The organism is Actinomadura opuntiae (assembly GCF_030283205.1).
GTDB lineage: Bacteria > Actinomycetota > Actinomycetes > Streptosporangiales > Streptosporangiaceae > Spirillospora.
The window spans coordinates 184,353-207,265 of sequence record NZ_JASNWF010000020.1 but is presented as its reverse complement, the minus strand read 5'-3'; the positions used below and the strand labels follow the sequence as shown (position 1 = coordinate 207,265).

The 22,913-nt window shown below is 72.1% G+C and carries 18 protein-coding genes; 13 read left to right on the top strand and 5 right to left on the bottom strand.

Going from position 1 to position 22,913, the window contains the following annotated elements; genetic code table 11:
* Positions 1–9 precede the first annotated feature (9 nt).
* From QP089_RS36680 to QP089_RS36670, 3 genes are read left to right on the top strand one after another with little or no spacing between them, the layout of a single operon-like run.
* Positions 10–1,287 (top strand): polysaccharide deacetylase family protein, encoded by a 1,278-nt coding sequence (locus tag QP089_RS36680; RefSeq protein ID WP_285918195.1) that lies wholly within the window; start codon positions 10–12, stop codon positions 1,285–1,287.
* Entirely contained in the window at positions 1,284–2,078 is a 795-nt protein-coding gene (locus QP089_RS36675; protein ID WP_285918193.1) for a polysaccharide deacetylase family protein, read from the top strand. The genes QP089_RS36680 and QP089_RS36675 overlap by 4 nt, the downstream gene beginning before the upstream one ends.
* A 3-nt stretch (positions 2,079–2,081) precedes the next feature.
* Positions 2,082–2,861, top strand: a complete 780-nt coding sequence (locus QP089_RS36670; protein ID WP_285918192.1) for a hypothetical protein — start codon at positions 2,082–2,084, stop codon at positions 2,859–2,861.
* Between the two features lie 65 nt (positions 2,862–2,926).
* Here the strand turns inward: QP089_RS36670 and QP089_RS36665 are convergent, their stop codons facing one another.
* Entirely contained in the window at positions 2,927–3,985 is a 1,059-nt protein-coding gene (locus QP089_RS36665) for a LacI family DNA-binding transcriptional regulator (protein WP_285918190.1), read from the bottom strand.
* 239 nt (positions 3,986–4,224) lie between these two features.
* On the opposite strand from QP089_RS36665, the gene QP089_RS36660 reads away from it, so the two are divergent.
* From QP089_RS36660 to QP089_RS36620, 9 genes are all read left to right on the top strand, one after another.
* Positions 4,225–5,043, top strand: a complete 819-nt coding sequence (locus tag QP089_RS36660) for an ABC transporter permease (RefSeq protein WP_285918188.1) — start codon at positions 4,225–4,227, stop codon at positions 5,041–5,043.
* A gap of 59 nt (positions 5,044–5,102) precedes the next feature.
* Positions 5,103–6,125 (top strand): ABC transporter substrate-binding protein, encoded by a 1,023-nt coding sequence (locus QP089_RS36655; RefSeq protein WP_285918187.1) that lies wholly within the window; start codon positions 5,103–5,105, stop codon positions 6,123–6,125.
* 20 nt (positions 6,126–6,145) lie between these two features.
* Positions 6,146–6,949: an ABC transporter ATP-binding protein gene (locus QP089_RS36650; RefSeq protein ID WP_285918186.1), complete on the top strand. Its 804-nt coding sequence runs from the start codon at positions 6,146–6,148 to the stop codon at positions 6,947–6,949.
* Between the two features lie 49 nt (positions 6,950–6,998).
* Positions 6,999–8,147, top strand: a complete 1,149-nt coding sequence (locus QP089_RS36645) for a Gfo/Idh/MocA family protein (protein WP_285918185.1) — start codon at positions 6,999–7,001, stop codon at positions 8,145–8,147.
* On the top strand, positions 8,144–9,274 hold the full coding sequence (locus QP089_RS36640) for a dihydrodipicolinate synthase family protein (RefSeq protein ID WP_285918183.1): 1,131 nt from the start codon (positions 8,144–8,146) through the stop codon (positions 9,272–9,274). The genes QP089_RS36645 and QP089_RS36640 overlap by 4 nt, the downstream gene beginning before the upstream one ends.
* The gene (locus QP089_RS36635) at positions 9,271–10,071 is read left to right on the top strand and encodes a sugar phosphate isomerase/epimerase family protein (protein ID WP_285918181.1); all 801 of its coding nucleotides are present in this window, start codon (positions 9,271–9,273) and stop codon (positions 10,069–10,071) included. Before QP089_RS36640 ends, QP089_RS36635 begins: the two co-directional genes overlap by 4 nt.
* A 37-nt stretch (positions 10,072–10,108) precedes the next feature.
* Positions 10,109–11,350 (top strand): purine-cytosine permease family protein, encoded by a 1,242-nt coding sequence (locus QP089_RS36630; protein ID WP_285918180.1) that lies wholly within the window; start codon positions 10,109–10,111, stop codon positions 11,348–11,350.
* A 101-nt stretch (positions 11,351–11,451) separates the two neighbouring features.
* Positions 11,452–13,542: a PQQ-dependent sugar dehydrogenase gene (locus QP089_RS36625; protein WP_285918179.1), complete on the top strand. Its 2,091-nt coding sequence runs from the start codon at positions 11,452–11,454 to the stop codon at positions 13,540–13,542.
* 63 nt (positions 13,543–13,605) lie between these two features.
* The gene (locus QP089_RS36620; protein WP_285918177.1) at positions 13,606–14,547 is read left to right on the top strand and encodes a LamG-like jellyroll fold domain-containing protein; all 942 of its coding nucleotides are present in this window, start codon (positions 13,606–13,608) and stop codon (positions 14,545–14,547) included.
* Between the two features lie 1,344 nt (positions 14,548–15,891).
* Here QP089_RS36620 and QP089_RS36615 read toward each other — a convergent pair.
* The 3 genes from QP089_RS36615 to QP089_RS36605 form a co-directional block, all read right to left on the bottom strand.
* On the bottom strand, positions 15,892–17,166 hold the full coding sequence (locus QP089_RS36615) for an HNH endonuclease signature motif containing protein (RefSeq protein WP_285918175.1): 1,275 nt from the start codon (positions 17,164–17,166) through the stop codon (positions 15,892–15,894).
* Positions 17,167–17,761: 595 nt separating this feature from the next.
* Entirely contained in the window at positions 17,762–18,700 is a 939-nt protein-coding gene (locus QP089_RS36610) for a cyclase family protein (protein WP_285918174.1), read from the bottom strand.
* A gap of 623 nt (positions 18,701–19,323) precedes the next feature.
* Entirely contained in the window at positions 19,324–20,223 is a 900-nt protein-coding gene (locus QP089_RS36605) for a hypothetical protein (protein WP_285918173.1), read from the bottom strand.
* 111 nt (positions 20,224–20,334) lie between these two features.
* On the opposite strand from QP089_RS36605, the gene QP089_RS36600 reads away from it, so the two are divergent.
* On the top strand, positions 20,335–21,786 hold the full coding sequence (locus QP089_RS36600) for a hypothetical protein (protein WP_285918171.1): 1,452 nt from the start codon (positions 20,335–20,337) through the stop codon (positions 21,784–21,786).
* 55 nt (positions 21,787–21,841) lie between these two features.
* Here the strand turns inward: QP089_RS36600 and galT are convergent, their stop codons facing one another.
* Complete coding sequence (gene galT, locus QP089_RS36595) at positions 21,842–22,903, bottom strand: galactose-1-phosphate uridylyltransferase (protein ID WP_285918169.1); 1,062 nt, start codon at positions 22,901–22,903, stop codon at positions 21,842–21,844.
* Positions 22,904–22,913: the final 10 nt, after the last annotated feature.

The window sequence follows — 22,913 nt, the reverse complement described above, 5'->3', positions numbered from 1 at the left end:
CTCCTCCTCATGGCCGCGGCCTTAACCGCCGCGTTCGTCCTCGTCCTCGTCCCCGCGCCCGCGAACGCCGACACCGGCACGGTGGTGTCGCTGACGTTCGACGACGGGTCGCAGGACCAGTACGACAACGCCCGTCCCGCGCTCGACAGCCGCGGAATGAAAGGGACGTACTACATCAACAGCGCGCGGGTCGGGACGTCCGGCTACATGACCCAGGCCGAGATCGCGGCGCTGGCGTCCGCCGGGAACGAGATCGGCGGGCACACCATCACGCACGCCGACCTGCCCACCCTGTCCACCGCCGAGCAGCAGCGGCAGGTCTGCGACGACCGCGTCGCGCTGCTCAACATGGGCTTCACCATCAAGAACTTCGCCTACCCCTACGGCAACGCGAACAGCACGTCCGAGCAGGTCGTGCACGGCTGCGGCTACAACAGCGCCCGGGCGGTCGGCGGCGTCGTCTCGCCCGGCAGCTGCAACGGCTGCGGTTACGCCGAGACGATCCCGCCGGCGGACGCCTACCTCACCCAGACCCCCGACTCGGTCAAGACGGGCACGACGCTCGCGCAGCTCCAGGGGTACGTCACGCAGGCGGAGACGCACGGCGGCGGATGGGTGCAGCTCGTCATCCACCACGTGTGCAACGGCTGCGACGACACCTACGCCGTCAGCCCGTCCACCCTCTCCTCGTTCCTCGACTGGCTGGCGCCGAGATCGGCGAACGGGACGACCGTGAAGACCGTCGACCAGGTCATCGGCGGCAGCCTGCAACCGCCCGTCGACGGGCCGCCGTCGCCGGCCACCGTGCAGAACCCGTCGCTGGAGGCCGCGACCGGCGGCGTCCCCGACTGCTTCCAGCTCGGCGGCTACGGGGCCAACACCTTCGCCTGGACGCGGACGAACGACTCCCACACCGGCCAGTACGCCGAGCGGGTCGACGTCACCGCCCGCACCGACGGCGACCGCAAGCTCGTCACCAAGCAGGACGCCGGGACCTGCGCGCCCGCCGCCACGCCCGGCCACACCTACCAGCTCGGGGTCTGGTACAAGGGCACGTGGTCGTCCGGTGTCACCACCAAGATGAGCATCTACTACCGCAGCGCCACCGGCGCCTGGACGTTCTGGGCCAACGGCCCCACCCTCGCGCAGACGAGCACCTGGCAGCGGACCCTCGTCACCACCCCCGCCGTCCCCGCGGGCGCGACCAACCTCAGCTTCGGCGTCGCCCTGCCCGGCGTCGGCACCCTCATCGTCGACGACTTCTCCCTCACGGACCAGGGCACATGACGAACCACAGGAAGGCGGCCGGGCCCGCGCGGCCCGGCCGCCCGTCCCACCGCAGGAAGCACCTGCGCAGGCACCTCACCGAACTCGGCTTCGGCGTCCTCGCGCTCGCCGCGATCGTCCCGCTGGCGCTCGACGCGCTGGTCCCGCAGCGCGGCAGCGCCGACACCGGGCGCGCCAGGACCGTGATCTCCCGCGACATGCTCCAGGCCGCCGACACCGGCAACGTGTGCCGGCGCGGGCGCGTCGCCCTCACCTTCGACGACGGCCCCGACGTCTACACCCCGCAGATCCTGGAGGTCCTGCGCGCCTACAACGTGCGCGCCACGTTCTTCATCATGGGCGAGAAGGCCGCCGCGCACCCCGAGATGGTCCGCGCGGTCGTCGCCGGCGGCCACCTCGCCGAGAACCACAGCTGGGACCACCCGCACATGGCCGACCTCGACGCCGCCGCCGTGCACCACCAGCTCGCCGACACCACCGCCGCGATCATGCGGGCGGGCGCGCCGCGCCCCACCCTGTTCCGGCCGCCGTTCGGCAACACCGACGCCCTCGTGGACGGCCAGGCCCGCGCCCTCGGGCTGCGGGTCGTCCGCTGGTCGGTCGACACCAACGACTGGCGCGGGCGGCGGCCCGCCGACATCGCCGCCACCGTCCTCGGGCAGGCGGTGCCCGGCTCGGTGGTGCTGCTGCACGACGGCGTCGCCAACTCCGCCGCCACCATCCGGGCCCTGCCGGCGATCATCACCGGGCTCCGCGCGCGGGGGTTCTGCACGGCGCTCGACACGGAGTAGCCGATGACCTCCCGGCGGACCATCATCGCGGGCGTCGTCGCGGCCGCCGCGCTGCCCCCGGCCATCTGGTCCATGGCCGGCCGGGGCGGGCCGGACGACTTCGCGGCGCGCACGTCCGGACGCGACCGGCTCGTCACCAACGAGTACGCGCACTGGAACCCCCGCGCCCCCGACGCCCGCCGCTCCTCCGTATGGGACGTGACCAGCGGGTCCCTCTTCGTCCGGGGCGGCGCCGGCTGGTCGGGCCCGCCCGATCTGGCCGCACCGGACGCCCGCTCGTCCACCGGCACCGGGTCGAGCGTGTTCCGGATGAACACCCGCCGCGCCGACTTCGGCGACGTCCGGGTGACGCTGCGGTTCCGCACGCTGCGGTTCGTGCCCGGCGGCGGGCGGGCGCCGACCGAGCCGACCGACGGCGTCCACCTGATGCTGCGCCGCCAGGACCAGACCGAGCTGTACGTCGCGTCGCTGAACCGGCGCGACGGGCTGCTGGTGGTGAAGAAGAAGCTGACCGGCGGCACCGAGAACGGCGGCACCTACGTCACGCTCGCGCAGGTCCGGCACCCGTTCCGGCTCGGCGCGTGGCAGTCGTTCGACGTCCGGATCACCTCCAACGGCCGCTCGCTGGTCACCATCGCCGTCTCCCAGGACGGCCGCGAGCTGCTGGAGGCCGTGGACGGCGGCAGGCACGGCCCGCCGATCGTCCACCCCGGCTCGATCGGCCTGCGCGCCGACAACTGCGAGTTCGAGTTCACGGACCTGCGCGCCCACCCCCTGCGTTGAGTTGCGGCGAGTCGTCGTTATGGACGCCGCCATGACGACGACTCGCCGCAACTCAACGAGAGAGGTCAGCGGGGGGCGGCGGTGCTGTCGCGCAGGATGACGTGGCCGGCGACGCGCTCGATGCGGCTGCGGCGGGTGGCCGGCTCGCGCAGCGCGAGGCCCATGACGCGCTCGCCCATCGCCTCCAGCGGCAGCGCGACCGTGGTGAGCGGCGGGGTCAGGTCGCGCACGATCGGGACGTCGTCGAACCCGGCGAGGGACATCTCGCCCGGCACCGCGACGCCGTGGTCGCGCAGCGCGGCGAGCGCGCCGATCGCCATCACGTCGGTGACGGCGAACACGCAGGTCGGGCGGGTCGAGCGGCGCAGCAGCTCGGTCGCCGCGCGGTACCCGCCGTCCCGGGTGAAGGACGCCTCGACGATGTGCTCCTCCGGCACCCGCACGCCCGCCTCGCCGAGCGCCTCGGTGAACCCGCCGAGCCGGTCGGCGACGGTGGTGAGCGCGCGCGGGCCGCTGAGCACGGCGAAGTCGCGGTGGCCGAGGTCGAGCAGCGCGCGGGCGAGCGCCGCCGCGCCCTCCCGGTTCTGCGGCAGCACGGCGTCGACCTTGAGGCTGCGGTGCCGGCTGAGCACCGCGACGCGGCCGCCGGTGCGCTGGTAGGGGTCGAGCTCGGCGCCCATCGAGCGCTCCCAGTCGCGGTCCTCGAAGCCGGAGCCGATCAGCAGGATCGCGCGGGCCCGCTGGGCGCGCAGCATCGCCACGTACTCGATCTCGCGGGACGGGTCGCGGAACGTGCTGGCCAGCATGACCAGCATCCCGTGCTCGGCGGCGGTGCGCATGACGCCGCGGGCGACGGCGGCGAAGTAGGGGTCGCTGACGTCGTGGCAGATCACCCCGACGGACTTGCTGGAGGAGCTGGCGAGGGCCTGCGCGTGCGCGTTCGGGGTGTAGCTCAGCTCGGCGGCGGCGGCCAGCACCCGCTCCCGCAGGTCCGCCCTGACCTGCGACGTCCCGTTGAGGACGCGGGACGCGGTGGCCAGCGACACCTCGGCCTGCCGGGCGACGTCCTGCAGCGTCACGTACGCATGGTCCCCGGTGCGCTCCTCCCCCACCGCCTCGGACATCGCGCTCCTCATCGGGGCGCCGCGCGGCGGATCTCTTGGGGAGACCCTCTTGACCGCGCCGGGCGCCGGTTCTTACGGTACCTCAGAAAGCGCTTTCTGAACGCGCTTTCTCGGCACCGTCCGGAGGAACCATGGTGAGTCAGGACCTTTCGAGGGGGGACGACCCCCCGCGCCCCCCGAACCGGCTCCGCCGGCCTCAGGGGACGACCAGCGCGAAGCCCGCGCCGGACGCCGCGGGCGTGGTCGAACGCGACCGGCCCGGCACGGGCGAGCGGATCGCGAACGCGCTGGAGTCGGCGTGGCGGCCGGTCGCGCTGCTGGTGGCGTGCTTCGCCGCCTGGTGGGCGATCACCGCGTTCAAACTGGTCGAGGCGTACCTGGTGCCCTCGCCGTGGACGACGCTGCGGCTGATGGGCGACAAGTGGGGCTACATCTGGCACCACACGTGGGTCACCACCTACGAGACCCTGATCGGCTTCGCGCTCGCGGTCGTCATCGGGGTCGCCGCCGCCGTCCTCATGGTGTACTCGGCCACGGTCGAGCGCACCCTCTACCCCATCCTGCTGTTCGCGCAGGTCATCCCCAAGATCGCGATCGCCCCGCTGTTCGTGGTCTGGCTCGGCTTCGGCATCGGCCCCAAGATCGTCGTCGCGGTGCTGATCGCGTTCTTCCCGGTGGTGATCTCGATGGTCGCCGGGCTGAAGGCGGTCGACCCGGAGATGCTGCAGCTGTCGTCCACGATGGGCGCGAGCGCCTACGCGACCTTCACCAAGATCCGGCTCCCCGCGTCGCTGCCGCACCTGTTCTCCGGCCTGAAGGTCGCGGTCACGCTGGCCGTCACCGGCGCCGTGGTCGGCGAGTTCGTCGGCGCGAACGAGGGCCTCGGCTACGTGATCCTGCAGGCCAACGGCAACATCGACACCCCGATGCTGTTCGCCGGGCTGCTGGTGATGTCGGCCATCGGCGTCGTGCTGTTCGTCGTCGTGGAGATCGCCGAGAAGCTGCTGCTCCCCTGGCACGCCAGCCGGCGCGGCGACTCGGTCACCACGACCTACTGACCCGCCTCCACGAACCGGCCGGCCGGCCGGGACCCCACCCACCCATGGAGGACCGTCCCATGAAACTCCGCATCTTCGCCGCCGCCGTCCTGGCTCCGGCCGTGGCGCTCGCGGGCGCCGCCTGCGGCGGGGGCTCCGACGAGAGCACCAGCGCCTCGGGCAAGAAGCTGAAGAAGGTCACGCTCACCCTCAACTGGTATCCCTACGGCGAGCACGCGCCCTTCTACTACGGCAAGAAGAAGGGCATCTACGAGAAGCACGGCATCGACCTGGAGATCAAGGCGGGCCAGGGCTCGCAGAAGACCGTCCAGGCGACCGGCGCCGGGCAGACCGACTTCGGCTGGGCCGACACCCCGGCGCTGCTGTCCGCCGTCGACAAGGGCATGCCGATCAAGAGCATCGGCGTGTTCCTGCAGACGACGCCCGCGTCCGTGCAGGCGTTCAGCTCCAAGAACCTCAAGAAGCCCGCCGACCTGAAGGGCAAGAAGATCGCCATCACGGCGGGCGACGCGCTCTCGCGCACGTTCCCGGTCTTCCTGAAGAAGAACGGGCTGTCGGACGGCGACGTCCCGCTGCAGAACACCGACCCCGCCGGCAAGATCGCCGCGGTGATCTCCGGCAAGGCCGACGGGCTGGTCGGGTTCGCCAACGACCAGGGCCCGACGGTGGCCGCCAAGTCCGGCAAGCCGGTGTCCTACCTGCGCTACGCCGACTTCGGCGTCAACTTCTTCTCCAACGGCCTGATCGTCGGCGAGCGGAAGCTGAAGAGCGACGGCGGCCTGGCCAAGGACATGGCCGCGGCCACCAGCGAGGCCTGGGCCGCCGCCGAGGCCGACCCGGCGGGCGCCGTCGCCAGCATGGCCGGCGCGTCCGAGCAGCTGCCCGCCACCCCGGTGGTGACCGAGCAGTTCAAGACCACCCTCACGCTGCTGCACACCCCGGCGACGCAGGGCAAGGCGCCGGGCGTCAACACCGAGGACGACTGGAAGCAGACGATCGCGCTGTTCCAGCAGACCGGGGTCATCGGCAAGGCCGAGGCGCCCTCGAAGTACTGGTCGCCGCAGGTGGCGGCGCAGGGATGACGGGACGGGCGATGAAGACCATGAGCGAACCGAGCAGGGCCGCGGCGGAGCAGGCGACCGCCGTGCGGATCGACGAGGTGGCCGTCCGGTTCCGCAGCAAGAAGCGCGACGTCACCGCGCTGCGCGAGGTGTCGCTGGACGTCCCGATGGGAGAGTTCGTCGCGATCGTCGGGCCGTCCGGCTGCGGGAAGTCGACGCTGCTGAAGCTGGTCGCCGGGCTGCTCAAGCCGTCGACCGGGTCCGTGCTGCTGCGCGGCGAGCGGGTCACCGCGCCGCGCGCCGACATCGGGTACGTGTTCCAGCGGGCCGCGCTGCTGGAGTGGCGCAGCGCCCGCAAGAACATCCTGCTCCAGGCGGAGATGCGCAAGATGCCCGCCGAGCAGGCGCGCCGGCGCACCGCCGAGCTGATCGAGATGACCGGGCTGACCGGGTTCGAGGACGCGCTGCCGCACGAGCTGTCCGGCGGCATGCAGCAGCGGGTCGCGCTGTGCCGGGCGCTGCTGCACGAACCGCCCGTCCTGCTGATGGACGAGCCGTTCGGCGCGCTCGACGCCCTCACCCGCGAGCAGCTCAACATCGAGATGAACCGGATCTGGCGGGAGACCGGCACGACCGTCCTGCTCGTCACTCACTCGGTCGCCGAGGCCGCGTACCTGGCGAACCGGGTCGTGGTGATGACCGACCGGCCCGGCACGATCGCCGAGGTCATCGACGTCGACCTGCCGCCGAAGCGGGACTACGCCGAGACGATGGCGCAGCCGGAGTTCGCCCGCGTCACCGGCCGGATCCGCAAGCTGCTCGGCGCCGGCGCGGCGCTCGACTAGTCGGCTCTCTCAACACTGCCTACGACACGAAGGCTTGGGAAGGAACGGGATGGCACGCAAGTCCATCGGGATCGTCATGAACGGCGTCACCGGCCGGATGGGATACCGGCAGCACCTGCTGCGGTCGATCCTCGCGATCCGCGAGCAGGGCGGGCTGCGGCTGGCGGACGGCACCGACCTGTGGCCGGAGCCGGTGCTGGTCGGACGGTCCGAGGTGAAGCTGCGCGACCTCGCAGCGCGGCACGGGCTGGACGCCTGGACGACCGACCTGGACGAGGCGCTGGCCCGTCCGGACGTCGAGGTCTACTTCGACGCGCAGGTCACCAGCGCCCGCGTCGAGGCGATCCGCAAGGCGGTCGCGGCCGGCAAGCACGTCTACACCGAGAAGCCGCTGGCCGAAGACCTGGACGGCGCGCTCGCGCTGGCCAAGCTCGCCGACGAGGCCGGCATCAAGCACGGCGTGGTGCAGGACAAGCTGTTCCTGCCGGGGCTGCTGAAGCTCAAGCGGCTGATCGACGGCGGCTTCTTCGGCCGGATCCTGTCGGTGCGCGGCGAGTTCGGCTACTGGGTGTTCGAGGGCGACTGGCAGGAGGCGCAGCGGCCGTCCTGGAACTACCGGGCCGAGGACGGCGGCGGCATCATCCTCGACATGTTCTGCCACTGGCGGTACGTGCTCGACGCGATCGCGCCGGTCCGGTCGGTGCAGGCGCTCGGCGCGACGCACATCCCCGAGCGGGTGGACGAGGACGGCAAGCCCTACGAGGCGACCGCCGACGACGCCGCGTACGGGGTCTTCGAGCTGGACGGCGGGATCGTCGCGCAGATCAACTCGTCCTGGACGACCCGGGTGTTCCGCGACGAGCTGGTCGAGTTCCAGGTGGACGGGACGGAGGGCTCGGCGGTCGCGGGGCTGCGGCGCTGCCGCGTCCAGCACCGGTCGATGACGCCGAAGCCGGTGTGGAACCCGGACCTGCCGGCGACCGAGGACTTCCGCGCGCAGTGGCAGGAGATCCCCGACAACACCGAGTTCGACAACGGCTTCAAGACGCAGTGGGAGATGTTCCTGCGGCACGTCACCGAGGACGCGCCGTTCGCGTGGGACTTCTACGCGGGCGCGCGCGGCGTGCAGCTCGCCGAGCTGGGGCTGAAGGCGTGGCGCGAGGGCCGCCGCCTCGAGGTGCCGGAGCTGCGGCGATGAAGATCGAGCTGCCGGAGCCGGACGGGACGCTCGTCCCGTACACGATGGGCGAGCCGCGCGCCTATCCCCCGCCGCCCGGGCCGCCGTCGTCGCGGGTGGCCTACGCCGCCGCGCACGTGGTCGTCGACCCGTTCGGCGACTCGCTGGACTGGGACGCGACGCTGGCGTTCCGCCGCCACCTGTGGTCGTACGGGCTGGGCGTCGCGGAGGCGATGGACACCGCGCAGCGCGGCATGGGGCTGGACTGGGCGACGACCCGCGAGCTCATCGTGCGCAGCAGTGAGGAAGCGCTTTCAGTCGGCGGCCGGATCGTCTGCGGCGCGGGCACCGACCAGCTCCCGCCCGGCCCCGCCACGCTGGAGCAGATCACGGCCGCGTACGAGGAGCAGCTCGGCGTCGTCGAGGGCGCCGGGGCCGTCCCGGTGCTGATGGCGAGCCGCCACCTCGCCGCCGCCGCGCGCGGGCCGGAGGACTACGCGGCGGTGTACGGGCGGCTGCTGCCGCAGCTGCGGAACCCGGCCGTCCTGCACTGGCTCGGGCCGATGTTCGACCCGGCGCTGGAGGGCTACTGGGGCTCGTCCGACCTGGACGCCGCCGCCGACGCGGTCCTGGCGCTGATCGGCGAGCACGCCGCGGCGGTCGACGGCGTGAAGATCTCGCTGCTGGACGCGGACCGGGAGATCGCGTTCCGGCGGCGGCTGCCGTCCGGCGTCCGGCTCTACACCGGCGACGACTTCAACTACCCGGAGCTGATCAAGGGGGACGCCGAGGGGCACAGCGACGCGCTGCTCGGCATCTTCGACCCGATCGCCCCGGCCGCCGCCGCCGCGCTGCACGCCCTCGACAAGGGCTCGGACGACTACGACGCGATCTTCGCGCCGACCCTGCCGCTCGCCCGGCACCTCTTCGAGACCCCCACCTTCTACTACAAGACCGGCGTCGTGTTCCTCGCCTGGCTGGCCGGCCGCCAGCGGCACTTCCGGATGGTCGGCGGGCTGGAGTCGGCGCGGTCCGTCCCGCACCTGTCCCGACTGTTCCGGCTCGCCGACGCGGCGGGGCTCTTCCCCGACCCGGACCTGGCCGCCGCCCGGATGCGCGCCTGGCTGACCGTCCAAGGAGCCGCATGACCAGGTTCAGCCTCAACCAGTGGACGACCCGGCACTGGCCCGTGCCCGACCTGCTCGCCGGCTGCGCGGCGGCCGGAGCGGGCGTGGGCCTGTGGCGCGAGCCCGTCGCCGAGTACGGGCTGACCCGCACCGCCAAGCTCGTCCAGGAGCACGGCCTGGCCGTCACCTCGCTGTGCCGGGGCGGGTTCTTCCAGCGGCCGGACGCGCTGGAGGACAACCGGCGCGCCGTCGAGGAGGCCGCGGCGCTGGGCGCACCCGTCCTGTGCCTGGTCAGCGGGGGCCTGCCGGAGGGGTCCCGGGACCTGGACGCCGCCCGGTCGCGGGTCGCCGACCTGCTCGCCGAGCTCGCGCCGTACGCGGGCGAGCACGGCGTCCGGCTCGCTCTGGAGCCGCTGCACCCGATGTACTGCTCGGACCGGTGCGTCGTCTCCACCCTCGGCCAGGCCCTCGACCTGGCGGCGCCCTTCCCCCCGGCCCAGGTCGGCGTCATGGTCGACACCTACCACCTGTGGTGGGACCCGGCCGTGTGGGACGGCATCGCGCGCGCGGGCGCGGAGGGCCGGATCGCGCTGTTCCAGGTCGCGGACTGGGTGACGCCGCTGCCCGAGGGCGTGCTGACCGGGCGCGGCATGCTCGGCGACGGCTGCGTCGAGCTGCGCCGGTTCCGCGAGGCCGTGGACGCCACCGGCTACACCGGGCCGATCGAGGTGGAGATCTTCAACGACGAGCTGTGGTCCATGCCCGGTCCGGACGCCCTCGCCCTCGCCCTGTCCCGCTTCGGCCGGCACGTCGAATGACGTCCCGAACGACGTTCACTTGCGGCGAGTCGCCGTTATGACGGCGCGCATAACGACGACTCGCCGCGACTCGGCGTCCGGCGGGGGGCGGACGTGGCGGTCGGCGTCGGGGGCGTGGCTCGGGATCGGGACGGCGCCGGGCGCGCTGGTGCTCGGCGCGCAGGTCGGCGGGCGGCACGGCGGCGCGCTGCCCGTCGTCGTGCTCGCGGTCGGCGGTGCCGTGATGACCGCGCTGCTCGCCGCGCAGGGACGGCTCGGCCTGCGCCCGCCCGCCGGCGAGGGCGCCGGCATGGCGGAGCTGGCGCCGCGCTACCTGCCGCCGCTCGCCGAGCGCGCGTTCACCGCGCTGCTCGCGGTCGCGATGGCGGGCTGGTTCGGCTTCAACGTCGGGCTCGGCGGCGCGGCCCTCGCCGCGCTCGCGGGACTGCCGGACGCGGCCGGCGTCTGCGCGCTGACCGTCCCGCTGGTCGCGGTGCTCCTCGCGGGCGGCGGGCGGTGGAACGCGATCGCCGTCGCCACCACCCTGACCGCCATCGCGCTCATCGGGATCGTCGCGGTGAAGCTGCCGCCGCCCGCGTCCCCGGTGTCGTTCGCGCGGGACGGCCCGCTCGCCGGGCTGGCCGCCGACCTGGCCGGATACATCGGCTACGTGTCGGTGTTCGCGGTCCGGGCGCCGGACTTCACCGCCGGCCTGCGCGGCCGCGGCGACCTCGCGGCCTGCGTCGCGCTGCTGGTCGGGCCCGCGCTCGCCGCGTCGGTGGTCGGCGCGGGCGTCGCGGCCGCCAGCGGCTCCACCGACGTCGTCGCGGTGCTGGCCGGGCCGGACGGGCTGCCCGCCGCGAACCTGTTCGTCGCCGCGTCCGTGGTCGCGCCGACGCTCGCCGCCGTGCACTCCGGCGCCCTCGCCGTCCGCCGCTTCCTCCCAGAGGGCGGCCGGTTCGGCGCGCGGGCGTGGGGCGTGCTGGCGGTCGCGGCGCCCGGGGCGGTGCTGGCCGCGCTGCGCGTCGACCGGATGCTGCTGGACTGGCTGACGGTGCTGGCCGCCGCGCTGCCCGCGCTCGTCCCGCCGATGGCCGCCGAGGCCGCGCGGCGCCGGCGGGGACGGCCCGCGCGCCCCGTCCCGACCTGGATCTGGGCGCCGGGCGCGGCGCTCGCCGTCGCGCTGACGCTCGCGGGCCACGCGGCCGCGGCGCCGGTCGGCCTCGCCGTGTCGGCCGCCGCGACGCTGGTCCACTCCCTGCCGACCCGCTCCCGGAACCGGCTCCGAATTCGTTCTTGACGGAGGCGGACGCCGGTCGTACGTTCGTGAAAGCGCTTCCAGAAAGCGCTTTCCAGTTCTCTCCGTCCCCCAACCGACCCCCCACCCTTGGACGGCCGGAAATGCAAAGACTGAGATGGTGCCTGCTGACGACCCTGGCGCTGCTCGCCGCCCTGATCACCGTGCTGCCGGCCGGTGCGCAGGCGCGCGACGACGCCCCGATCCTCGACCCCATCCCCGACGACCCCGCCCCGTCCGGGCTCGGCCTGGTGCTCAAGGAGGTCGCCCAGCTGCCCAAGTCGCAGCCCTCCGCACCGCCCACCGACCCGCGGCTCGACCGCTGGAACCGCATCAACTACGTCGGTGAGCTGCCCGACCACTCGGGCCGGCTGTACGTGCCGGACCTGAACGGCAACCTGTACTTCCTCGACAAGCAGAGCGGGAAGTCGCACGTCTACCTCGACGTCAAGGCCGCCTTCCCCGACTTCTTCTCCGCGCAGGGGCTCGGCCAGGGCTTCGGTTTCGTCGCCTTCCACCCCGACTTCAAGAAGAACGGCAAGTTCTACACCACGCACGTCGAGGCCGGGAACGCGCTCACGACCAAGACGCCGGACCTCACCGCGCAGCCCAAGACCGCCTTCCACGGCGTCGTCGACGAGTGGACCGCCGACGACCCGAAGGCGCAGACCTTCCACGGCACCCACCGCGAGCTGCTGCGCATCGGCTTCGCCGGCCGCATCCACAACCTGCAGCAGATCGACTTCAACCCCAACGCCAAGCCCGGCTCCGCCGACTACGGCAAGCTCTACCTGTCGGTCGGCGACGGCGGCAACGGCAACGTCGGCGACAACGGCGGTGACCCGCAGAACCTCGGCGTCCCGCAGGGCAAGATCCTGCGCATCGACCCGTCCGGGAACGACTCCGCCAACGGCAAGTACGGCATCCCCGCCGACAACCCGTTCGCCGGGCAGTCCGGCAAGGTCGGCGAGATCTTCGCCTACGGCATGCGCGACCCGCACCGCTTCAGCTGGGACACCGGCGGCACGCACCGGATGTTCCTCGCCCACATCGGCGAGCACGAGATCGAGTCGATCCACGAGCTGAAGTCCGGCGACAACATCGGCTGGAGCGAGCGCGAGGGCGCGTTCACGTTCCGCAAGGACGACCGCTGCCACCTGTACCCGCTGCCCGCCGACGACGCGAAGAACAACTACGACTACCCGGTCGCCGCCTACGACCACGACCCGCCCGCCGACTGGAACTGCACCAGCGACACCGGGCACGCGATCTCCGGCGGATACGTCTACCGCGGCGCCGCACTCCCCGCCCTGCGCGGCAAGTACCTGTTCACCGACATCGTCGACGGCCGGCTCATGTACACCGAAGAGTCGGAGATGAAGCGGGACCCGGCCGGCAAGAACCGCGCGCAGATCTACTCGCTCGCGGCCTACGACACCCAGGGCAACCCCGTCACGATGAAGCAGCTCGCCGGCAACGACCGCGTCGACCTGCGTTACGGCTCGGACGCCAAGGGCGAGCCCTACCTGCTCGCCAAGGCCAACGGCAAGATCTGGAAGGTCGTCGGCACCAAGAGCTACGCCGGCTGCCGCCCGAACGAGATCCGCGAGAGCCGCCTCATGGCGGCCGACAACTGGGCCCCCGTCACCCCGTCGAAGTGGCGGTTCCCCGGTAAGGAGGTCGTCCTCGCCGAGGCCGGCTCCGAGCGCCCCGGGCCGCGCCGCCCCTTCGAGTACGCGGTGCTGAAGTCCGGGCCGGTGCTCGGCTCGTCGAAGATCGACGCCGAGGTGCGGCTCGACACTCCGGTCGACATCGTCAACCGGGACGTCATCATCGTCTTCGGCTACCAGGACGACACGCACTTCTACTACGCGCACCTGTCCACCGACAACAGCATCTACCCGCACAACGGCATCTTCGTCGTCAACGGAGCGGACCGGCTGCGCATCGACCAGCAGTGGAACGCCAACCGCTCGCACGGCGCCCCGCCGACCATCACCGACGCCGACTGGCACCGCGTCCGCGTCACCCACTGCGCCGGCACCGGCGAGATCGCGGTCTACGTGGACGGCTCCGCCCGTCCCGCCATGACCGCCCTCGACAAGACCTTCACCTCGGGACGCGTCGGGTTCGGATCGTTCGACAACATCGGACGGCTCCGCGACCTCACCGTCCACGCGAACCCGGCACGGTAACGGCCTCTCCGGGGCGGGCGGGCGCGGTCCCGCCCGCCCCGGGGCACCGGAAGGAGACCCTCCATGCTGCTCCGCCGCCGCGTCACGGCCGCGACCGCCCTGCTCGGCGCGTCCGTCGTCGCCGCCTCACTCGCCTCCCCCGCCCAGGCGTCCCCGGCGCCGGGCGTCGCCCCGTCCTTGAAGAAGAACCTCGTCGCCTACTACGACTTCGAGCATCCCGTCCGCGGCAACGCCGCCCAGGAACGCGACCTCGGCCGCTCCGGCACCACCATCGACCTGATCAACGGCGGCGCGGCGATGCGCGTCCGGGACGGCGCGCGCCGGCACGCCATCCAGCTCGGCCAGGTGAACCCGTCCACGGCGGGCAACGACGACTGGAAGGCCGGCGTCTACTCCGCGTCCGGCGTCCCGTCCCTGCGCGCCTACAACGCCGCGCGCGGCGCCACCGTCGCCGGCTGGTTCAAGATGACCGGCACCAACCCGTCCCCCAACACCAACACCGCGAACCCCGACGACGTCTACAACGCGGTCGGCCTCATCGGCGTCCTCACCGGCGACTCCGACGGCCACGCCGTCCGCGCCCTGCTGGAGATCATCGACGTCTCCGGCACCCTGCGCCTGGTCGCCCTCGGCCGCCGCCTCGACGGCGGCAGCTCGCAGACCTTCGCCGCGAGCGACGACTGGCAGTCGCTGCTGCCGCAGAACACCTGGGTGCACCTCGCCGCCACCTTCGACTACGACACCGGCACGATGGCGCTCTACAAGGACGGCGAGCCGGTGGACGGCTTCTACACCGTCTCCGGCGACCCCTGGAAGCTCCAGGGCACGCCGAGCCCGCACCTCACCTCCGCCACCGACCCGCGCGGCATCAAGATCGGCGGCAGCTACCCGCAGAACACCAGCGAGAAGAACCCCTGCAACTGCCGCATGGACGGCCTGACCTTCCTCGACCGCGCCATCACACCCCGCGAGGCGCGCCTCCAATACCGCATCGCCAAACGCTGACCCGCTCCTCCGGCTCTGGCCGCCGGCGCGCTCTTTCGCGCGCGCCGGCGGCCTCTGTCTTTGTACGGCTGCCAGACCTGTGCTCGGTGTGGTCCTTCCGGCCCTGGTTGACCCCTGTCTGAGCAACGCTCCACTCGCCCGGAACCACAATCCCGGCGACTGCCCTGCCTCGCCGTCCTCGCCACCGACCCGCGCGCAACATCGGTCACCCGCGCCCTGCCTCGATTACGGAACACGTTGCGGGATGTGCCGACCAGTGGGGAGAAATTCAGCGGCGGGGAGGACGGACACGAAGAGAAGGGTGTTCAGGGCAGAGGTGGTGGGGTTGGCCGTGCGGTGGGGTGGCGCTGGCGTACGGGGCCGCCCCTCCAAAGTCAAGGGCGCCTTCGGCGTCGCTTCGCGATGGACTTCGTCCACCCTTGACTTTGGAGCCTCTGCGGCCCCTGAGGCAGCGCCAAAGGGGCAGGCTCCGCCTGCCCCGCCCGGGTCGCGCCACCCCACCGCCCCCGAACCAGAGGACCAAGAAGCAGCTCGGAAGAGCATGCCCAGCGTGCATGAGGTGCCGATCTCACTCCGAGCAGGGTAGGTCGGGCCAGGTCGCCTTCCTTCCTGCGTTCAGGAGAGACCAAGGAGCTGATGGGCGCGCCACTCCTGCGGCCCCCTGCCGTCCTGGAGCGCATCAGCGTGTTCCCTGTGTCGGGCCGGAGCGTCCTGGCAACCGTTCCGACCGGGCCCGTGCCGACAAGGCCAACGGATTCCCGCGCCAACCGCACCTACCTGCATAGACGCAGGATCGGCTGCGCTATCGCGGCCAGGGCCGCCCAGGCCCGCAACCGCAAGAAGCAGGGGCAAGGGCAGTCGCGGTGAACGCCCGCCGCTGTCGTGCGAGCTGGGCCACCGTGCCGTGACCACCCGGTATGAGGGCGTCCTCTGCATCGCCGCCATCAGCGTTCACCACGCGCATCCGGTGTGCGGCCTCGGCGTCGCAGGTGTCGCCGAGGAAGAAGATCTCGCGCGCAACTTCTGCCCGGACTGCCGCGCCAGGTAACACCGACCCGAACTCGCCGTCACGACTGGCTGGCCTGCCTTTGAGATACGCCCTGCTCGAGCTGCCTCAGGGGCGGCCTGTCTGTGCCGTTGGTGAAGGGCGATGAGGTCTGCGGCGGTATAGCGCGGTGGGGCCGCGCGCGCCGCGACGAGGCAATGGTGAGGGGTCCGGTTCTGCTGGCCTGGCCGCGCCCACTGCTGACGGAGCAGTGGAGGGCGGGTAGGCGATGTGGGCATGCCGGTTCGCCCGAGATCCCAAGGCGGATCGGGCGAACCGGTGGCGTGGAGGTGGGGTGGTTATGCGGCCCAGTCGAAGGTGGTGTCGGGTGGGCCGAGTGCGCCCGGTGGCCCATTTCCAGTCCGGGTTCTTGACCTGGCGTCGGGTGGCGGCAGGAGCCGGTACACATACCGCCCGTCGGGATCTTTGCTGATCCCGATCTGGTGTGGGCTGGTGTGTTTGAAGCGGTTGTGCCACCCGCAGGTGAGCGTGAGCTGATCAATGTCGGTCGGACTGTGACCCAAGGCCCAGCCGTGGACGTGGTCGACCTCGCACAACGTCCCCGGAATCTCACACTCCCGCACCGCACACGTCGGATACAGCGTCTCCAAGACCCGGCGTTGGGCCGGGCTGGCGAACCGCTCCCGGTACCCCAAGTACAGCGGGTTGTGGCCGCGTCCCAGGATCAGCGGCGATACACCGGCCGCAAGAGCGATGCGGCGCACCTGCTCGGCCGGGATCGGCGTCCCGTCGATGAGACGGCCCGGAGCGTTGCCGCCGGTGAGGGTCTCCAGGTCGCAGATGACGGTGACCTTGGTGGCCTTGTGGCCGCCCGACAGCACACTCGACAGCGCCGCCGCCGTCCGCTCGGCGACGTCGCGGTGGTCCTCGGGCCCGGCCGGCTTGGCCAGTGGAGCCAGCGTGCCGTCCCAGATCGCGGCATCCTCGGCGTTCAGCCACCCCTTGATGTACCGGCCGCCGTCCAACGAACCGGAGCTGGTGATCCAGGACTTGGCGTAACCGCGCTTGGCGTCCTCGGGTTCGCGGTCGGTGCCGTTGTTCTCGGCGATGACATCGCGGATGCGATTGCCGAACACGCCGACCTTCCCCGGTGAGAAGCCCTGGTCGACGAACCCCAGCAGGGTCCGTTCGGCCTCGGCGCACTCTTCCTCGTCCAGGCGGGCGACCGAGTCGCTGATGGTGGCGGCGTAGCCGTAGGACAGTTCCCCGGAGACGAGCCGCTCGGTCACCTGCGGCAGGCGATGGCGCTGCCGGGCCAACACGAGGCGTTCCTTGGCACGGTTCTCCCGCATCCCCAGCCTCGACCGTAGCCATGCCCGCGTGGAGGGAAATCCCCAGCGTTGCTGCTCTCCGGTGGCATCGACGCGGCCGATGAAACCGGCCAGGGCGCTTTCCTGCATATCGCAGGCGGCGGCCAGATCCTCGGTCAGTTCCAGACACGCTGCCGCCGATTCGGGAGCCTCTCGCTGGGCGAGTTCAGTGGCGATCGTCGAGAGCGCGTTCACCAATTCCATGGTGGACGCGCCCTCAAGGTCGACCGTCGCTGACTGCATACCTAAAGTGTACCCCAAGTGACCGACAATTGCGCGCCGAGAGGAGGGCTTCTTCTTTGCTGATCAGTGGAAAAATATTGCTCAGTGCGCCCTGAATTCCCCCGCCTTTACCTGGTCGGCGAATTGTTCCTTTGGGGTGGTTTGTCGAGCACGCGTACGGATGGGGGCGGTGGGGTGGCGCGACCCGGGCGGGGCAGGCGGAGCCTGCCCCTTTGGCGCTGCCTCAGGGGCCGCAGAGGCTCCAAAGTCAAGGGTGGACGAAGTCCATCGCGAAGCGACGCCGAAGGCGCCCTTGACTTTGGAGGGGCGGCCCCGTACGCCAGCGCCACCCCACCGCACGGCCAACCCCTCGCCTCTGCCCCAAACGTGCTTGCACCCGTCCCGAATGCCCGCGCCAACTCTAGGAGCGTGAAGGATCAGCGCGTCTGGGTGACTCAAGACACAAGCGACAAGCAATGGGCTCCACTCGAACTACTGCTGCCAAAGCACAGACCAGACGCCAGCCGGAGAGGCATACCCGCCGCGCGTTGGTGGACGTGATCCTCGACGTGCCGCGCAGCAGATACGCATGAGGGATCGGACGCGAGTCCTGCGGTCAGAATGTGGCGATCGGGTTGACCGGGCTGCCGGACGTGCCGGCGAAGCGGACCGGCGCGACTGCGAGGTGGAAGTCCCACTGGCCGAGTTCGGCGGCGGTCGTCGCGCACGCCTCCAGGTCGCAGTTGTCGACCAGCCATAGGCCCATCGCGACGAGGCCCACGGTGTGCACCGGCATCGCCAGGTCTTCGTATCCCGACGGCTGAACGTCCTGGGGCGTGTCAGCGGCGATCAGCGCGACCTGGCGTTCATGCAGCCACGGCAAGCAGGACGCATGCCAGCCGGCCTGGGTGAAACCGCCGGCCTCACCGGCCTCGTGACGGACGCGGCCGTAGCCGGTCCGCAGGAGTACTGCGTCACCGGGCCGCACCCGCACGCCCTGGCGGCGCTCGGCCTCCTCGAGATCGTCGGGATGCACGCCCTGCCCCGGTTCCAACCACGGCACATCGCGGACCTTCGCGATGTCCAGCAGGACACCACGCGTGATGATTCCGTTCGCCGCGGCCGTGACGGCGCCCCACGCCGATCCCGTTGCGGCGTCGACCAACGAGTGCGACCGCCCGTTGTACATCGTGCCGTCCCAGTAGATGTGGCAGGGCGAGTCGATGTGGGTGATGGTGTTGCCGTGGAACGTGATGCCGAGGTGCTCGTTCGAATAGCCCCAGTGCCGGTCGTTACGGAATCCGGGCAGCGGCATGTTTTCGGCACCTGGCATGTCGGCGGCGCACGGGCATGTCGTCGTCGACCGCTCCATCTCCTCGGGTACGGCGACCTCCCACGCGCACGACACGCTCCTGCCGTGGCGCACGGCCCGCGCCGCTGCCAGCCGGACGTCGTCGGTGATGTGGTTCAGAGTGCCGAGCTCGTCATCGTCGCCCCACCGTCCCCAGTTCGACAGCGTGTCGAAGTATCCGAGCACGTCGTCCTGTGTGGGCATCGGTCGCTCTGCCGTCATCCCCGCATCGACTCCTCCGGTTCGAAGTACCAAGCTGAACTGGCATGACGCTAAATCAGCGGGCCAGCAGTCGGCCGGTCAGGAGGTAGCGTACGGCACACCTGTGGTGCCGGCATCGATTGCCGTTGATATGGCGTGCGCGGTATTGCGGAGCGGCAAAGCTCCGCTTCCGCGGGACTCGCACCCGATGGCGCGGGCTCTACGCGGACTCCAGCAATGCCCGCCCGCTGCGCCATTTCGCGCCCCAGTGAAGTAGAGAGTTCACGTGGCGGCGGGTCAGGCCTTCGATCGGATTCACAGGCATGAGTCGTACGGCTCGGCGGTGCCGGAGGGCTTGCCGCCTGACCGTCCAGGGAATGACGTCGTCCACCCACGCGAATGGACGACCGTCCGCGTGCCGGAGGATCGGCGCCCATTTGCGTGTGCGCGGGATTTGGAGCAGCGGCGTGTACGGGTCGTCAGCACGTGGCACGTACGCGGAAATGGCCACGTAAGGCAAAGGCGGAACCTCGTGGGCGAGTCCGGGTTCAGGACGCCGTCGACGTCCAGGTAGAGGACAGGGCGGGTGATGCGGCTGCCGGGGCGGGGTGCGCCGCGTAGGGCGGTCATGGGGAGGTGGTGTGGAGGCCGGTGTCCGTGGCGGCGACGAGGGTGCCGTCCGTGGTCAGCGCCAGGTCGTTCACCGTGGACGGGAGCGGGGCCCGATGCGACGGGACGGCGGACGCGGCGTCCCACACCACCAGGGCATCGGCGACGGCGGCGGCCGCCAGGAACCGGTCGTCGACGACAGAAGCGGCGACCGGGCCGATGTCGGCGGGGGCCGTCAGGGTGGCCGCGGTGTCGCCGTCCAGGGTGCGGACGAGCAGCGAAGCGCCGTCGGGCTGGACGAGGAGCGGCGACCCGTCCGGGCCGGGCGCCAGCACCGGGTGGGAGCCGGACGACGGCAGGGACGCCGCCTCCTCCTCGCGTTCCACGTCGAGGATCCCGATGACGCGTTCGGTGTCGCAGGCGAGACCGACGAGGGGGCCGCTCGCGGGGACGGCGTGCAGGATCCAGCGGTCGATGGCCGTCCAGTGGCCGAGCCAGATGCCGAACTCGGCGCGGGGGTCGCCGGTGCGGGCGTCCCAGACGACGACCTTCGCGTCACTGGCGGGGCCGAAGACGGCGACGACGGCGCCGCGGCCCTCGTGGACGGCGAGTCCGACCAGGTCGGGTTGCCCGTCGACGGTGAACTCGGCGCCGGTGGACAGGTCGTGGACGTGCACGCGGTCGCGGTGCGTCCAGGCGGCGACCGGCGCGCCGTCCGGCAGCAGGCCGAACGTCCATTCGGCGCGGTGGTCGGGGAAGTCGGGGATCGGCGGGCCGAGCGCGGAGCGGGTGCGCAGGTCCCAGGCCTGGCCGATGTTGGCGCCTTGGCCGGCCTGCGAGGTGAAGGCCAGCGGCGGTCCCGCGGCGGTGGCGGCGACGCCGTCGAACGCTCCCTGCGCCAGCACGCATTCAGGCATGCCTGGGAGGCTAGGGCACCGGGATGAGATCGTTCCGCGAAGTGCGCGAAAACGCAGCGGCGGCGGCCGGTGGCACCGCGTGACCGCCGTCGCCCGGTAGGTTCCAGGGTCGTGGAGCCGATCGATCTGACCCCCGTCGAGCGGCGCGTGTGGCGGGCGTTCCCGACGGGTCTGCCGGTGGATCTGCGGGACGGCGACGACGACCCGGAGCGCGGCGGCGGCTGGGGGCCCGCCAGGACCCTCCGGGCGGGCGTGCTGCGGAAGCTGCTGCTGAGGCCGGCGGTCGACGGGGAGGTCGCGGCGCTGCGGGTGAACGGCGCGCGGATCTCGGGACGGCTCGACCTGCGGTACGCGGCTGTCGGGCATCCGGTGCGGCTGTCGGGCTGCCATTTCGACGAGGCGCCGGAGCTGTACGGCGCGCACCTGCGGCAGCTGAACCTCAGCGGCTCCTTCCTGCCGAGCCTGGTGGCGGAGACCCTCAGGATGGACGGGGTGCTGCGCCTCACGGACTGCCGCGTCCCGGGGCAGGTCCGCCTGGGCGGGGCGCGGCTGGCCGGCGCCTTCTTCCTGGAGCGCGCGCGGCTCGGGCAGGACGGCGCGCGGAAGGAGGTCCTGCACCTCAACCATTCCACCGTCGAGGACGACGTCTGGGCGCCCGGCCTCGAGGCGCGCGGGCAGATCCGGCTGAACGGCGCGTCCGTCACGGGCATGGTGAACCTCAGGGGCGCCGTGCTGCTGACCCCGGGCGGGCGGGCGTTCGACGGCGAGAACCTCTCCGTGGGATCGGACGTGGTCGCCACCGGGGCGCGCATCGAGGGCGAGGTGAGCCTGCGCGGCGCGGCGATCCCCGGGCTGCTGGTGCTGACGAGCGCGCGGCTGTCCGACGCGTCCTGCGCGCTGCGGGCGACGAGCGCGGTGATCGGCGAGGTCTGGCTGCGGGAGGCACGGGTCGACGGCCCGGTGAACCTGCTGCGCGGCCGCTTCGGGCTGCTGCACGCGGCGCCCGGCGCGCTCGGCGGGACGGTGTGGCTGGACGGCCTGACGTACGGCCTGCTCACGCCGCGGCTCCCCGCGAAGGCCCGCATCGCGATGCTGGAGCGGGACGAGGAGGGCTACGTCCCGCACGCGTACGAGCAGCTCGCCGCCGCGTACCGGCAGGCGGGCGACGACCGGGCGGCGCGGAACGTCCTGCTGGCCAAGCAGCGCCGGCACCGGTCGACGCGGCCCCGGTACGCGCGGCTGTGGGGGTATCTGCAGGACGTGACGGTCGGGTACGGGTTCCGGCCGATGTGGGCGGCGGCGTGGCTGGCCGGGCTGCTCGCGGTGGGCACGGCGGTGTTCGCGGCGCATCCGCCCGCGCCGCTCAAGGCCGACGAGCATCCGCCGTTCAACGCGCTGTTCTACACGCTGGACCTGCTGCTGCCCATCATCGACTTCGGGCAGCAGAACGCGTTCAAGCCCGCCGGCTGGCACCAGTGGCTGGCCAACGGCCTGGTCATCGCGGGCTGGGTGCTCGCGACGACGATCGCCGCCGGGATCACCCGGACGCTCAGCCGGCAGTGACCCGGGCGCTCAGCCGACAGTGACCCGGATGCTCAGCCGACAGTGATCCGGGCGCTCAGCCGGCGGTGACCTCGCGGAGCCGGGCGGCGGCGGCCTCCGGCGGGACGTCGTTGATCCACGCCGCCATGCCCGACTCCGACCCCGCCAGATACTTGATCTTGTCGGGGGCGCGCCGGATGGAGAACAGCTCCAGGTGCAGGCGGACGAGGTCGCGGCCCTCGCCGGTCGGCGCCTGGTGCCAGCCCGCGACGTACGGGAGCGGCGTGTCGTACAGGGCGTCGCAGCGGCGGAGCAGGTCCCGGTAGAGGACGGCCAGCTCGTCGCGCTCCCCGGCGTCGAGGGCGGCGAAGTCGGGGACGTGCCGGTGCGGCATCAGGTGGACCTCGACCGGCCAGCGGGCGGCGGCCGGCACGTAGGCCGTCCAGTGCTCGCCGGCCAGCACGACCCGGCTGCCGGACCGCTCGGCCTTCAGCACGTCGTCGAAGAGCCCGGGCCGCCGCGCCGCCGCCGCCAGCACGCGCTCGGTCCGCGGGGTGATGAACGGGTAGGCGTAGATCTGGCCGTGCGGATGGTGCAGGGTCACGCCGATCTCGACGCCGCGGTTCTCGAAGGCGAACACCTGCCGGACGGTCGGGATCTGCGACAGCTCGGCGGTGCGGTCGGCCCACGCGTCGATGACCGTCCGGACCCGGGAGGCGGGCAGGTCCGTCATCGCGGCGGTGTGGTCGTCGGTGAAGCAGACGACCTCGCAGCGGCCCGCGCCCGGGAACCGCGCGAAGACCTCGGCGCCGTCGACCGTGGGCGGCACCGCGGGGGTGCGGACGTCGAACGAGGGGAACCGGTTCTCGAAGACGGCGACGTCGTAGGAGTCGTCGGGGATCTCCGAGGCGGGCCCGCCGGGGCACAGCGGGCACTGGTCGGGCGGCGGCAGGAACGTGCGCGTGTTGCGGTGCGCGGTGACCGTCACGTGGTCGCCGGTCAGCGGGTCGCGGCGGACCTCGCACACCGGCTCGACGGGCGGCAGCCCGCGCGGGTCGGGGACGGGGGCGCGCCCCGGCTTCTCGTCGTAGTAGACGAGTTCGCGGCCGTCGGAGAGCCGCGCGCGTGTCCGGTGCATCGCCCGCAGC

Excerpts from the sequence above, each read along its gene's own strand:
- QP089_RS36680 (WP_285918195.1), top strand. The coding sequence starts at position 10 with ATGGCCGCGGCCTTAACCGCCGCGTTCGTCCTCGTCCTCGTCCCCGCG.
- QP089_RS36675 (WP_285918193.1), top strand. The coding sequence starts at position 1,284 with ATGACGAACCACAGGAAGGCGGCCGGGCCCGCGCGGCCCGGCCGCCCG.
- QP089_RS36670 (WP_285918192.1), top strand. The coding sequence starts at position 2,082 with ATGACCTCCCGGCGGACCATCATCGCGGGCGTCGTCGCGGCCGCCGCG.
- QP089_RS36665 (WP_285918190.1), bottom strand. The coding sequence starts at position 3,985 with ATGTCCGAGGCGGTGGGGGAGGAGCGCACCGGGGACCATGCGTACGTG.
- QP089_RS36655 (WP_285918187.1), top strand. The coding sequence starts at position 5,103 with ATGAAACTCCGCATCTTCGCCGCCGCCGTCCTGGCTCCGGCCGTGGCG.
- QP089_RS36650 (WP_285918186.1), top strand. The coding sequence starts at position 6,146 with ATGAGCGAACCGAGCAGGGCCGCGGCGGAGCAGGCGACCGCCGTGCGG.
- QP089_RS36645 (WP_285918185.1), top strand. The coding sequence starts at position 6,999 with ATGGCACGCAAGTCCATCGGGATCGTCATGAACGGCGTCACCGGCCGG.
- QP089_RS36640 (WP_285918183.1), top strand. The coding sequence starts at position 8,144 with ATGAAGATCGAGCTGCCGGAGCCGGACGGGACGCTCGTCCCGTACACG.
- QP089_RS36635 (WP_285918181.1), top strand. The coding sequence starts at position 9,271 with ATGACCAGGTTCAGCCTCAACCAGTGGACGACCCGGCACTGGCCCGTG.
- QP089_RS36630 (WP_285918180.1), top strand. The coding sequence starts at position 10,109 with ATGACGGCGCGCATAACGACGACTCGCCGCGACTCGGCGTCCGGCGGG.
- QP089_RS36625 (WP_285918179.1), top strand. The coding sequence starts at position 11,452 with ATGCAAAGACTGAGATGGTGCCTGCTGACGACCCTGGCGCTGCTCGCC.
- QP089_RS36620 (WP_285918177.1), top strand. The coding sequence starts at position 13,606 with ATGCTGCTCCGCCGCCGCGTCACGGCCGCGACCGCCCTGCTCGGCGCG.
- QP089_RS36615 (WP_285918175.1), bottom strand. The coding sequence starts at position 17,166 with ATGCAGTCAGCGACGGTCGACCTTGAGGGCGCGTCCACCATGGAATTG.
- QP089_RS36610 (WP_285918174.1), bottom strand. The coding sequence starts at position 18,700 with ATGCCCACACAGGACGACGTGCTCGGATACTTCGACACGCTGTCGAAC.
- QP089_RS36605 (WP_285918173.1), bottom strand. The coding sequence starts at position 20,223 with ATGCCTGAATGCGTGCTGGCGCAGGGAGCGTTCGACGGCGTCGCCGCC.
- galT (WP_285918169.1), bottom strand. The coding sequence starts at position 22,903 with ATGCACCGGACACGCGCGCGGCTCTCCGACGGCCGCGAACTCGTCTAC.